The sequence below is a fragment of the Proteus sp. NMG38-2 genome (assembly GCF_020640995.1).
GTDB lineage: Bacteria > Pseudomonadota > Gammaproteobacteria > Enterobacterales > Enterobacteriaceae > Proteus.
Map to the genome: position 1 here is coordinate 3,101,182 of NZ_CP085481.1, position 13,416 is coordinate 3,114,597.

General features: G+C 35.8%; 13 protein-coding genes. 6 read left to right on the plus strand and 7 right to left on the minus strand.

Annotation, left to right across the window (positions count from 1 at the left end):
• From aceE to ampD, 3 genes are all read right to left on the minus strand, one after another.
• Complete coding sequence (gene aceE, locus LG402_RS14795) at window positions 1-2,667, minus strand: pyruvate dehydrogenase (acetyl-transferring), homodimeric type (RefSeq protein ID WP_109407446.1); 2,667 nt, start codon at window positions 2,665-2,667, stop codon at window positions 1-3.
• A 163-nt stretch (window positions 2,668-2,830) separates the two neighbouring features.
• The gene (gene pdhR / locus LG402_RS14800; RefSeq protein WP_166540924.1) at window positions 2,831-3,601 is read right to left on the minus strand and encodes a pyruvate dehydrogenase complex transcriptional repressor PdhR; all 771 of its coding nucleotides are present in this window, start codon (window positions 3,599-3,601) and stop codon (window positions 2,831-2,833) included.
• Window positions 3,602-3,926: 325 nt separating this feature from the next.
• A complete protein-coding gene (gene ampD / locus LG402_RS14805; RefSeq protein WP_227335839.1) occupies window positions 3,927-4,469 on the minus strand; it encodes a 1,6-anhydro-N-acetylmuramyl-L-alanine amidase AmpD in 543 nt (180 codons plus the stop codon).
• Between the two features lie 211 nt (window positions 4,470-4,680).
• On the opposite strand from ampD, the gene ppdD reads away from it, so the two are divergent.
• From ppdD to yacG, 6 genes are all read left to right on the plus strand, one after another.
• Entirely contained in the window at window positions 4,681-5,124 is a 444-nt protein-coding gene (gene ppdD / locus LG402_RS14810) for a prepilin peptidase-dependent pilin (RefSeq protein ID WP_109407448.1), read from the plus strand.
• An 84-nt stretch (window positions 5,125-5,208) separates the two neighbouring features.
• A complete protein-coding gene (locus LG402_RS14815; RefSeq protein WP_227335840.1) occupies window positions 5,209-6,309 on the plus strand; it encodes an ATPase, T2SS/T4P/T4SS family in 1,101 nt (366 codons plus the stop codon).
• Window positions 6,306-7,505: a type II secretion system F family protein gene (locus LG402_RS14820; RefSeq protein ID WP_166540873.1), complete on the plus strand. Its 1,200-nt coding sequence runs from the start codon at window positions 6,306-6,308 to the stop codon at window positions 7,503-7,505. The genes LG402_RS14815 and LG402_RS14820 overlap by 4 nt, the downstream gene beginning before the upstream one ends.
• 233 nt (window positions 7,506-7,738) lie before the next feature.
• Entirely contained in the window at window positions 7,739-8,362 is a 624-nt protein-coding gene (gene coaE, locus LG402_RS14825) for a dephospho-CoA kinase (RefSeq protein WP_166540874.1), read from the plus strand.
• Window positions 8,355-9,107, plus strand: a complete 753-nt coding sequence (gene zapD, locus LG402_RS14830) for a cell division protein ZapD (RefSeq protein ID WP_166540875.1) — start codon at window positions 8,355-8,357, stop codon at window positions 9,105-9,107. The genes coaE and zapD overlap by 8 nt, the downstream gene beginning before the upstream one ends.
• 54 nt (window positions 9,108-9,161) lie before the next feature.
• Window positions 9,162-9,374 (plus strand): DNA gyrase inhibitor YacG, encoded by a 213-nt coding sequence (gene yacG, locus LG402_RS14835; protein WP_166540876.1) that lies wholly within the window; start codon window positions 9,162-9,164, stop codon window positions 9,372-9,374.
• Between the two features lie 77 nt (window positions 9,375-9,451).
• Here the strand turns inward: yacG and mutT are convergent, their stop codons facing one another.
• From mutT to tnaC, 4 genes are all read right to left on the minus strand, one after another.
• Complete coding sequence (gene mutT / locus LG402_RS14840; protein ID WP_166540877.1) at window positions 9,452-9,844, minus strand: 8-oxo-dGTP diphosphatase MutT; 393 nt, start codon at window positions 9,842-9,844, stop codon at window positions 9,452-9,454.
• A 106-nt stretch (window positions 9,845-9,950) separates the two neighbouring features.
• Window positions 9,951-11,201 carry an aromatic amino acid transporter gene (locus LG402_RS14845; RefSeq protein ID WP_227335841.1) on the minus strand — a complete coding sequence of 417 codons (1,251 nt, stop codon included), beginning with the start codon at window positions 11,199-11,201 and terminating at the stop codon, window positions 9,951-9,953.
• Between the two features lie 72 nt (window positions 11,202-11,273).
• Window positions 11,274-12,677, minus strand: coding sequence for a tryptophanase (locus LG402_RS14850; protein WP_109407456.1), 1,404 nt, complete (start codon window positions 12,675-12,677; stop codon window positions 11,274-11,276).
• A gap of 114 nt (window positions 12,678-12,791) precedes the next feature.
• Window positions 12,792-12,896: a tryptophanase leader peptide gene (gene tnaC, locus LG402_RS22375; RefSeq protein ID WP_071788547.1), complete on the minus strand. Its 105-nt coding sequence runs from the start codon at window positions 12,894-12,896 to the stop codon at window positions 12,792-12,794.
• Window positions 12,897-13,416: the final 520 nt, after the last annotated feature.

Consider the following 13,416-nt stretch of genomic DNA (forward strand, 5'->3'; position numbering starts at 1 on the left):
TTACGCCAGACGTGGGTTTACTTTTTCAGGGTTGATGTTGTATTTATTGATTGCTTCTTCAACAACCTTCACATCAATCTCACCACGTTTAGCTAATTCACCTAATGCAGCAACAATCACATAAGAAGTATCAACTTCGAAGTGGTGACGCAGGTTTTCACGGCTATCAGAACGACCGAAACCATCTGTACCTAATACACGGTAATCATCTGCTGGTACATAAGTACGAACTTGTTCAGCGAACAGTTTCATATAGTCAGTAGAGGCTACAGCTGGTGCATCATTCATAATTTGAGCGATGTAAGGTACACGCGGTGCTTCAGATGGGTGTAGCATGTTCCAACGTTCACAATCTTGACCATCACGAGCCAGTTCTGTGAATGAAGTTACGCTATAAACATCAGAACCAATACCGTATTCAGTAGACAGGATTTGTGCTGCTTCACGAACGTGACGCAGAATAGAACCTGAACCCAGTAACTGAACTTTACCTTTCGCGCCTTCCAGTGATTCCAGTTTGTAGATACCTTTACGGATACCTTCTTCAACACCGGCTGGCATTGCTGGCATATGGTAGTTTTCGTTGAGTGTAGTGATGTAGTAATAAACGTTTTCTTGTTTATCACCATACATACGCTCTAAACCATCTTGCATGATAACAGCAACTTCATAAGCAAATGCTGGATCATAAGAGATACAGTTAGGGATAGTCAGCGATTGAATATGGCTATGACCATCTTCGTGTTGTAAACCTTCACCGTTAAGTGTTGTACGGCCTGAAGTACCACCCACTAAGAAGCCACGAGCTTGTTGGTCACCTGCTGCCCAGCATAGGTCGCCAATACGTTGGAAACCAAACATTGAGTAGTAGATATAGAATGGGATCATTGGCAGGTTGTTAGTGCTGTAAGATGTTGCAGCTGCTAACCAAGATGCGCCAGCACCCAGTTCGTTGATACCTTCTTGCAGAATTTGACCTTTAACGTCTTCTTTATAGTAAGCAACTTGCTCACGATCTTGAGGCGTATATTGCTGGCCATTCGGGCTATAAATACCGATTTGACGGAACAGGCCTTCCATACCGAAAGTACGTGCTTCGTCAGCAATAATTGGAACTAAACGATCTTTGATAGATTTATTTTTCAACATTACGTTCAGTGCACGAACGAATGCGATAGTTGTAGAAATCTCTTTAGATTGTTCTTCCAGTAATTGGCTGAAATCTTCCAGTGTCGGAATATCCAGTTTTTCTTCAAAACGAGGACGACGTGCTGGCAAGTAACCGCCTAAATCCTGACGACGTGCGTGCAGGTATTTGTATTCTTCTGACTCTTTGTCAAAAGTAATATAAGGCAGGTCTTTGATTTGCTCATCAGCAACTGGAATATTGAAACGATCACGGAAATGGTGAACGCCATCCATGTTCATTTTTTTAACTTGGTGAGCAATGTTTTTACCTTCTGCTGTTTCACCCATACCATAACCTTTAATGGTTTGAGCTAAAATAACAGTTGGTTTGTTTTGAGTGTCTTTTGCTTTTTGGAATGCAGCAAAAACTTTCTTCGGATCGTGACCACCACGGTTTAATGCCCAGATTTCATCATCAGTCATATCTTTAACTAATGCAGCAGTTTCTGGGTAACGATTGAAGAAATGCTCACGAACATAAGCGCCATCACGAGATTTAAATGTCTGGTAATCACCATCCAGGGTTTCATTCATTAATTGAATGAGTTTACCAGAGGTGTCTTTACGCAGAAGCTCATCCCAACGATCGCCCCACATTACTTTGATAACGTTCCAGCCAGCACCAGCAAAGATACCTTCTAATTCGTTAACAATTTTGCCGTTACCTGTAACTGGGCCATCAAGACGTTGTAAGTTACAGTTAACAACGAAGCACAGGTTATCTAATTTTTCGCGAACTGCGATGGTGATTGCACCTTTAGATTCTGGTTCGTCCATTTCGCCATCGCCTAAGAACGCATAAACAGTTTGTTTAGTCGTATCTTTTAAGCCACGGTGATTTAAATATTTCAGGAATTTAGCTTGATAAATTGCAGATAGAGGCCCCAGACCCATAGAAACAGTTGGGAACTGCCAGAATTCAGGCATTAATTTAGGGTGTGGATAAGAAGATAAACCTTTACCACCAATTTCTTGACGGAAGTTGTTTAATTGTTCTTCTGTTAAACGACCTTCTAAGAATGCGCGTGCATAGATACCTGGGGAGATATGTCCTTGGAAGTAAACTAAGTCGCCGCCATCAGTTTCATTTTGAGCACGGAAGAAGTGGTTAAAGCACACTTCATATAACGTTGCAGAAGATTGGAATGACGCCATGTGTCCGCCGAGTTCCAAATCTTTTTTGGATGCACGCAGAACCATCATTACTGCGTTCCAGCGAATAGCAGAACGAATACGACGCTCTAATTCCAGATTGCCAGGGTAAGCGGGTTCATCTTCAGCAGGAATGGTATTGATATAATCACTGTGTACAGAGCCGCCTAAAGCAATATTAAGACCGCCATTACGGGCTTGTTTTAATACCTGATCAATCAGGAACTGTGCACGCTCAACACCTTCTTCACGGATGACCGAGTCGATCGCTTGTAACCAGTCGCGAGTTTCGATCGGATCCACGTCATTTTTCAGCATATCTGACATGGTGTATTCCTTATCTGTTATCTGTTTTTAATGGTTATGGGAGTCTATCTTCCCGTTATACCCATTTGATATGACGGGAAGATAGACCCTGCTGTTATTACCGCTATCCCTGAAAATCACAGGGAGATAGGTAGTACAGACTCAGCGGTCAGGATCTGTGCTACTAAAATAAATCAGGGTGTTGTTGGAGCCGGCGCAAAGAGCGCTCACGGCGAGTATGTTCACGACTCATATCCAACAAAACATCTTCAATAAAGGCTAAATGGCGATGTGAAGCTTCACGCGCTACCTCTGGCTCTCTATTAATAATAGCCTGATAAATCTGACTACGATGCTCACTTACGGCAGTTAACATCTCTTTACGAGTGTAAAGAAACTCAAAATTCTGGCGGATATTCTGCTCAAGCATAGGTACCATGCATCTTAATAAATGTAATAGAACAACATTATGAGCAGCTTCCGTGACAATTAATTGATATTGCAATACAGCTTCAGACTCAGCGACCAAATCACCCTTTTCGTGGGCCTTCAAAATACAATCATGGCTTGCCTTGATACGAGCAAGATCTTCATTAGTACCGCGTAACGCTGCATAATAAGCCGCAATACCTTCAAGGGCATGGCGCGTTTCTAAGAGATCAAATTGAGATTCGGGATGTCCGCTAAGCAGTTGAGCTAAAGGATCACTAAAACTTTGCCAGAGATTATGCTGAACAAATGTTCCACCGCCTTGGCGACGAAGTAAAAAACCTTTAGCTTCTAATTTTTGGATAGCTTCACGCAATGAAGGGCGGGATACATCAAATTGCTTCGCCAGCTCACGCTCAGGTAAGAGTTTTTCTCCTGGACGCAGAGTGCCTTCTAAAATCAGATGCTCAAGCTGTTGCTCAATGACATCAGAAAGCTTAGGTTGACGGATTTTTGTATAAGCCATATTGCTGGAAGCCATTATTGGATAACTATTACCTTTGTGATTGAGTTGTCAATTGGTAATACCAATTTAATATAACGGATAATAAAGTAACAAAGTATTCACTAACTGTCCATACAGTTGTTGAGCGAAATCATAAAAACCTGCAAATTTTAACAAATTATTTTAAAAATTCATCAAAAGTGATAACTAGATCGCATTATACTGAAACGTTAAAAATAAATTTTTTAACGTTTTTTAAACACATAAACAGTCAAACTGAAGCGTGACAGCAATAATTAATTGAATAAATAATCATTACAATCAGATTTTAATTCACTCATCTCTGTTATTTCGTTAACAAACTATGAAAATAGTCCCAATCAAAGTGAGGCCCTGGATCTGTTTTTCTATTTGGTGCAACATCACTATGCCCTGTAATGTTCTCTTTAATGGCAGGATAAAGCGTAATAAGTGATTGAGTTATCTTGGCTAATTGCTGATATTGGTTTGGTGTAAAATCACAATTATCAGTGCCTTCAAGCTCTATACCAATAGAGAAATCATTGCACTTTTCTCTACCTTTATATAAAGAAACGCCCGCATGCCACGCTCTATCTGTAAAAGGCACATATTGCACAATTTCACCATCACGCCGAATAAGACAATGAGCAGATACTCTTAAGTCGATTATTTCACTAAAAAAAGGATGATCTTCCTCTGATAACGTATTGGTAAATAACCTATCAATATAAGGCCCACCAAATTGACCTGGTGGCAAACTGATATTGTGAACAATCAGTAAAGAGGGGGCTTCGCCTTCAGGCCTTTTATCATGATTTGGTGAAGGTACTTTTCTTACATCAATAAGCCAACCTTGTTTAATTTCCACATCAACCCTCTTTTACTATGTTTTAGCTATTATCAATAATTTTATTAACTCATATTCATCAATAAATGCGAACTTTCTCTCAATAATAAAGGTTAATTTTGTATAACTCTGTTTTCTTTTCGATATTTTACTCAAATTTTATTTTATCTATTCGCCAATAAAGTCCTTTTTTTTCATACTTCTAGTGTCTATTAATCAAGGAGGACGCTAGATGAACGCACTTAATTATCACTCATCTGAAAATGGCTTTACCCTTATGGAACTCATGATTGTCATTGCCATTATTTCTATTCTAAGCTCTGTCGCTATTCCTGCTTATCAAGGTTATATCCAAAAAGCGGCTTTAACCGATATTTTGCAAACGCTCTCCCCTTATCGTTCAGCCGTTGAATTATGTCGTTATGAAAATGAACTTCACCATTGTGATTCTGACTCAACATTTATGCCACCACAATTTCGCAGTCGATATCTTTCTGAAGTATCCGTATTAAATGGTGTCATTAATGCAACCGGGAAAGCACAACTTGAAGGCCTAACTATTGTTATGTCTTTAGAAAAAAATGCGGGAGATTATCTTCCTATATGGAGGACACAATGCTCCGCCACTAATACTAGGTTACAAAAGCAATGCACTGAAATATTCAAATCATATTAATACATTATGGATATTGGGGAGCATTCGTATCGAATGTTCCTGTATTAAAACAACGCAAATAAAGTAAATATAAAAAGGTGAATAATGGATATCACATACTCAGCAACAGAATTTATTGAACATCTATTACGCCATAGCATTTTAATGCGTGTTTCTGATTTACATATTGAACCTCAACAATTCAATTTTAGAATTAGAGCCAGAATAGATAACCATTTATATTTATTTTCTCCACCTCCGGATGAATTTTCAGAAGAAATAGTGACACGTTTAAAAATATTGGCTAACTTAAATATTACAGAAAAACGATTACCTCAGGATGGTCAATTTACTTGGTCTTATCATGATAAAAACTATTCAATACGAATAGCCACACTTCCCACTCTTTATGGTGAAAAAATCGTTTTGCGCCTTATTAATAACCTCCAACAACCTGAATTAAACCATTTAGGATTTCAACCATCTCATTTAACACTATTAAAAAAATATTTAAATTTACCGCAAGGTATGATTTTAGTCACAGGCCCAACAGGTAGTGGAAAAACACTAACTTTATATAGTTGCTTACATTATTTAAATAAAGATAACCGTAATATAAATAGTGTTGAAGATCCCATCGAATTACCACTAGATGGTATTAATCAAATTCAGATTTGTGAAAAAATGGGGATCACATTTACTACAATACTACGCGCATTATTACGTCAAGATCCCGATATTATAATGGTAGGTGAGATTCGCGATTCCCCCACTGCTGAAATGGCAATAAAAACAGCACAAACAGGACATCTTGTTTTATCCACATTACACACTAACTCCACAGATGCCACCTTAATGCGCCTACATAATTTAGGCATTGCAAAAGATCTTATTCACTCTTGTATTAGTTTGATTATTTCACAGCGATTAGTGCGCTGTTTATGCTCACATTGTAAAACCTGCTTACCCAATAAAAAACAGATTAATATCAATGAAGAAATCATTGAATTACCGAATTGGCAAGCAATAGGTTGCCAGCAATGCAGTTCTGGCTATAAAGGAAGAACGGCAATCTATGACTGTTTTGAACCAACAAAACAAGCACATGCATCTCCCTATAATTTACTCCATTCAGGTTTTCTATTAATAAAACAAGGGATAACAACACTTGAGGAGGTTTATCAAACACTGGGGGATATTGAATGAGATTACAGCAAATTTATCATTACGATGCATTGAGCTATCAAGGCGAATGGTGTTCAGGAAACATTCTCGCATCATCAAATAATGATGTTTTTATTAAATTAGTACAGCAACAAAAAATTCCCATAAAAATACATTTATACAAAATCGTGATATTCCAAGAAAATGATAAAAAATATCGTATTCAATTACTTGAACAACTCGCATTATTACTTCACTCAGGTTTAGCACTTTTACCTGCTTTAACGCTATTAAAAAATGAGTGTCGTTATGTTCATTGGCAATGTGTATTAGATGATATTATTTTTAACTTAATGCAAGGCGGTACATTATCAAAACAGTTAAGCCGTTATCCCGTTTATTTTCCACTTTCATTAGTACGCTTTATTTTTATTGGCGAAGAAAGTGGAAAGTTAAATGAAGTCATAACACTTCAAATAACACAATTAAAAAAACAACAAGAAATAGTTAAAAAAATAAAAAAATCTTTTAAATACCCACTTTTTTTATTGGTTATTTTATTTTCTATTACCAGTATTATGTTGTTATATGTTCTACCAGAATATCAATCCTTATACAGTGCCTTTAATACTGAGCTTCCTGATTTAACATTAGCATTAATTTCTTTCTCAAAATGGTTTTCTAACTATATTTTTATAATGCTCGTTTCCTTTATTGGGCTAATATTGCTTTATCATTTTATCCGGCATTATTCACCACTCTTTTATTATTATGAACAAGCTATTTTGCTTCATCTACCTTATTTCGGTACGCTATTAAAATACCATCAACTCTATCTTATTTTTCAGATAATAAGTATTACACAACAAGCTGGATTACCGTTATTACAAGGCTTAACGATTATTATAGAACAACTTACACATCCCATTTATAAACGCCAGCTATTACAAATGAGTGAACACATTACGCAAGGAAAATCATTAAGTTTATTTATGAAAAATGCGTCTTATTTTCCACCCATTTGCCATCAATTTATCATTTGTGCAGAAAATTCAGGACAGTTACTCTATTTTTGTCAACAATTAAGTGATTGGTTTTATCATCAGCTTGAAGAACAATTAAATACTATCAGTACATGGTTAGAGCCGATGTTAATGGCGATAATTGCATTGATTATTGGTACATTAATCATGGCTATGTATCTTCCTATATTACAGTTAGGTGATACTATACAGTGAATCACAAATTTTATGAGTAATATGCTATTGTGATCTTTCTCGCTAAGTGATTGATTGATGATAATTCTATTACTGATTATGAGGTAGGATGTCAGGGTAGCAGAAAATCATCTATCATAATAACCGAATAAAACCTAAATATTGCGGTTATTATCTTGTGATAAAAACAAAATTAGGCTTTAGAATATCCATACTAATAGCAAATTTTAATTCATTAAAAATAGATAAACACAATGGCTTATACGGTTGCTCTTACAGGCGGAATAGGTAGTGGTAAAACCACTATTGCTAATGCTTTTGCCTCATTAGGTGTACCTCTTGTTGATGCTGATGTTATTGCTCGATTAGTGGTAGAACCTCATTCCTTTGGGCTAAATGCGCTACATCAACATTTTGGTGACAACATTTTATTGCCTGATGGTTCATTAAACCGAGCTCAGCTACGCCAGATTATTTTTCAAAATGATGAAGAAAAAACTTGGGTCAATAATCTTCTTCACCCTTTGATACAGCAAGAGACTCAAAAACAAATACAACAAATTAAAACCCCTTATTTTATTTGGGTTGTTCCTTTATTAATTGAAAATAAATTAACTCACTTAGCCTCTCGTGTTCTTGTCGTTGATGTCACCCAAGAAGAACAAATAGCAAGAACAATGAAACGGGATGGCGTAAGCCGAGAGCAAGTACTCTATATTTTAAAGGCACAAGCTCAAAGACAAGAACGATTAGCCGCTGCTGATGATATTATTGAAAATCACGATAATAGCCAAAATATAATTGGCAAAGTTAAGCAACTCCATCAGCATTACTTAGAATTAGCTCAACAAGCGTTACAGGACAACAGCCATGAGTGATGACATCACAACTATCATCTTCGAACATCCCTTAAATGAAAAAATGCGTTCATGGCTTAGAATTGAAAACTCATTAATTCAAATTAACAGTTTTCGGACAATTGATTCATTACCCACCGCACTCTCTTTTTTCCGCGCGATATCAGAATTTATTGAAGTGCTTGATCGTGGTGAAATTCGTGCTGAACTACTTAAAGAATTAGAAAAAAGACAAAAAAAATTACAACAATGGCTTTCATTTCCCAATGTTGATAAAGAAATTGTCACTCAAATTATTAATGAACTGGCCGAAAATGCAGCGGTATTAAGTCAAGCTCCGCGAATTGGTCAGCACTTAAAACAAGATAAAGTGATTAGCTTAGTCAAACAGCGTCTAAGCATTCCTGGTGGATGCTGTAACTTTGATGTGCCAGCATTGCATTTGTGGTTAAGTTTACCTCAAACCACCCGTGATGAAAGATTACAAAACTGGATGACAGGTTTGTTACCATTACAAAATGCATTAAATAGCTTACTAACGCTTATTCGACAATCAGATATTTTTAAACCAGCGTTAAGCCATCGTGGTTTTTACCAAGATAGTGCTGAAGAAGGTGAATTGCTACGTCTTAAAATTGCCATTGACCACCAGATCTACCCTCAAGTATCTGGTCATAAAAATCGTTACGCGATCCGCTTCTTACCACTTAATAGTGAAAATGGAACAATACCGCTAGAACTACCCTTTGAGATTGCTTGTTGCTAACATTGTGTTGATTACCATGAACACCTATCGCGCCAATGAAATCTAGGAGAGATGATGAGCGAAGAATTAATTGTGAAATGTCCAACCTGTCAAACAGAAGTTATTTGGAATGAAAGTAGCCCTTATCGTCCTTTTTGTAGTAAACGTTGCCAACTTATTGATTTAGGTGAATGGGCTGACGAATCAAAACGCATTCCAAGTCAAAGCGATATCAATGACAGTGACGACTGGAGTGAAGCGCCACAATCTGAGCCTAAAGATTTTTAATGCTCCGATTAAGAATATAAAAAATAGCCACTCATTGGAGTGGCTATTTTATTTATTACTACATCATTTATATACTTTTATTTTTGTAACAACGCCACAATTGTGCGGTTAGCCGGTGGAAAATCATCAGCATTTAATGATGCGATAGAAGTCCATTTTGAATCTTGCCCTTCTTTACCGTATGGCTCATTATCCCATTGAGTCACTAAGAAAAAAGATAATGTGATGTGCCTATCTGGAAAATCATGCTCTACCGTTTCAAAAAGCGAGCACTGTGTTACATCAATACCAATTTCCTCTTGTAACTCACGCACTAACGCCTGCTCCGGAGTTTCTTTATCTTCTAACTTTCCCCCCGGAAATTCCCAAAATCCCCCCATATGCGATTTTAGAGGGCGTTGAGTGATAAAGACATTATTGTTTTGATCACAAATAATACCCGCAGCAATATGTAGCTTTTTTTTATCCATTATAGGCAACCTATTGAATAGTCCAGTTATTATAACAACTTAACGTTATTATAACGTATATCCAATGGCGCTACTCTGGTTTTCTTTCCCTGATTATATCGATTAATTAACGATAAATAGGCAAGAAACCAAACTGTGCTAATGTTTGGCAAATAATACCTACAGCACCAAAAGCGATAACAGAATAAATTAACCCTTTACCACCCCATACTTTAAAACCTGAGTTAGGAAATTTTTCTCGTGCTTTCAGTGCCATAACTGCAGGACAAATAATTGCCCAGACACAAGCCGCCGTACCTGCATACGCAATTGCAATTAAGAAACCATTAGGGAAAAGCAAGCAGAGCAATAAAGGTGGTGTGAAACATAAAACACCTGATTTTAAGCGCCCTGTTTTGTTATCTTTAAATTTCAGTGATGCTAAAATATAGTCAAACAAACCAATCGCTACCCCTAAGAATGAACAGAATACGGCACTAATTGAGAACCATAATAAAAAACCTTCAATATATTTACTATTCAAGACGGTATATAACGAATCAATAAAGGCATCTAAGTTACCGCCTTTTTGAATAATGGTAATAAATTGTTCACGGGGTAGATTCCCCATAGTACCAATCATCCAAAGTAAATAAATCACTAGCGCTAACACACAACCAATCACACAACTCTTAACAACCTTTCTTTCATTTTCATGATAAAGCTTATAAAGGCTACAAACGTTTCCATGATATCCAAATGAAGTTATCGCATAAGGAATAATGATAAAAATAAATGGATAAAGATATAACTGGTTTTTCCCTTCAAAAGTTGCGCTAAATAATAAGTCGCCACTTGCTTTAAAAAATAAACCAGAAAAAGCGAATACAAATAGAACAATTTTAATAAATAAGAAAATGGAAGTTAAGCGACTCGCACAAGCGCCTCCCCACCATATTGTTGCTCCAAGCACGATAGTGAATACAAAAAATATTGCTTTAAGGTTTAGATTAATGCCATATAATAATGACGCCTCATAAATAATCGAACCCGCTGCAGAAATATAAGCATAAATTAATATATATAATACAAATATTAAAGATGCATTAGCAAGATAACAGGCCCATGTTGGCAATAACTCTTTTGATATATGAAAGTAGTTTGTTCCTGCCCCATATTTTGAAATACATTCCAGAATATAAATCCCTGAGTGAAACATAAAAAAACAAACAATAAACAATATAAAGAGTGAGTTAATAAACCAAGCGCCAGACATTATTGTTGGGAGGCTAAACATTCCCGCACCGATCATGGCGCCACCCAACACAAATCCCCCTACAATAATTGAGGGTTCTTTATTTACCGACTTATTTTCCATTTTTTAGTCCTTACTGAAATAAGGATAGGGCTCTCGCATTGCACGAGAGCCATTATTATTGTGGAGTATTATTTATTTGATAGGTTTTAATCTAGCAGTAAAGTGTCTTAATACAGGTGGTTCATATTCGAACTCAAGACCTTTAAGCGTTTTAAACTTCTCTTTTAAGCCAATAAGCGCATCAGCAATATAATCCATATGGTCGTTAGTATAAACACGACGAGCAATGGTTAAACGCATAAATTCCATATCTGCATGTTTTTGTTCACCTGTTGCAGGATCACGACCCAATAAGAACGAGCCAATTTCAACTGCACGGACACCAGATTCTAAATAAAGAGCATTAATTACCGCTTGAGCAGGGAATTGATCACCAGGGATATGTGGCACTAGTTTTTTACAGTCAACGAAAACAGCATGTCCGCCTGTAGGATATTGAATTGGAATACCCGCTTCACGTAGGCGATCGCCTAAGTATTGTACCTGACCAATACGATAGTGCAGATATTCTTCCTCTGTACCCTCTTCTAAACCTTGTACCATAGCAGCCATATCACGACCAGCTAAACCACCATAAGTGACAAAACCTTCCATCGGTACACAACGCTGTCTTGCTAATGTAAAGACTTCTTCATTATCACGAATAGAGACTAAACCACCGATATTTAACAATGGATCTTTCTTCGCTGACATGGTTAATGCATCAGCATATTTATACATGTCTAAAATAACTTCTTTAATTGTGGCATTTTTATATTTCGGATCACGCTGTTTAATAAAATACGCATTTTCACAGTAACGAGCTGAATCCATCACAACAAAAATACCGTGTTGTTTGGCAATTTCATAAACTTCTTTTAAATTATCCATTGAAACAGGCTGACCACCAGCACTATTACAGGTCACGGTTGAAACAATGGCAACAACGTTATCAGCACCATGCTTAGCAATATTTTCTTTTAATTTAGCAATATCAAAATTGCCTTTCCAATCATCATAGGTTTCTGAATCAAATGCTTTTTCAGTAACAATATTAATTGCTTTACAGCCATTTAATTCAACGTGTGCTGCTGTTGTGTCAAAATGGAAGTTAGAAATGAAAACAGGATTTTTCGCTTTTCCATCTTTTTGTTTATATTTTAATAATACTGGGAAAAGAATATTTTCAGCACCACGACCTTGGTGAGCAGGAATAATATAATCGTAATTAAATAGTTCTTTGGCTTTATCTTTTAAATCATAATAGTTTCTTGAACCTGCATAAGCCTCATCACCTGTGATCATCGCTGCCCATTGATGATCACTCATTGCGTTAGTACCAGAGTCTGTTAATAAATCTATATAAACGGCATGACTTGGTAATAGGAATGGGTTATAACCAGCTTCTTTTAATGCAGCCTCACGTTCTTCTCTTGAAGGAACACGGATTTTTTCTACCATTTTAATGCGGAATGGTTCTACAATTCTTTTAGCCATGATAATACCTTTAATATATATTAAATTATAAAATTACGAATAAATAAAATAATCTTTCCATTTAAATTAAACGGAAAAAGAGTATTAAATTATTTTGATAGATATAAAAAAGGATTATTTTTCAGGAAAGAAGAAGGCGAGTTCAGAATCAATATTAAACCATTTCTTCAATCTGAAGAAACCTCTTAATATTATCAAGACATTAAATGATGAGAACATACTTTAACCCTTATAGTCAGGAAATAGTACAATTTACATGCTAATTTATATAACAGTTAAACACGATTAGTAATATAACAATAGTATATTTTGGACAGTTATCACACTATTTATGATAAATAATATATTAACGTGATCACTATCACTTACTTCAATTTTTAATAAACTATTTTTTATAGTTTAAATTTTTATTGATATCATTAAGTGGTAATACCTGTATTTATATTACATTTTCATAATATTGAAATAAAACCCCAATAACCTTACTTTTAATCATGACTAATTATTTAACAATGAAAACATGATGTCTTTACTTTTATAAATCCTATTTTATTCATTAAAATGAAATAATAATTCATAAAATCTTTATTTCATAATACAACATTAATAAACTTGCAAATAACAAATGAAAAGGGATTACTTTAAATTTCTTCATTTACTAGAACTTCCTCTCATTATTTACACTCTCTTAATAAAAAACGAAATTTTATTAATTAACACAGAAAAATTGATGTTAACT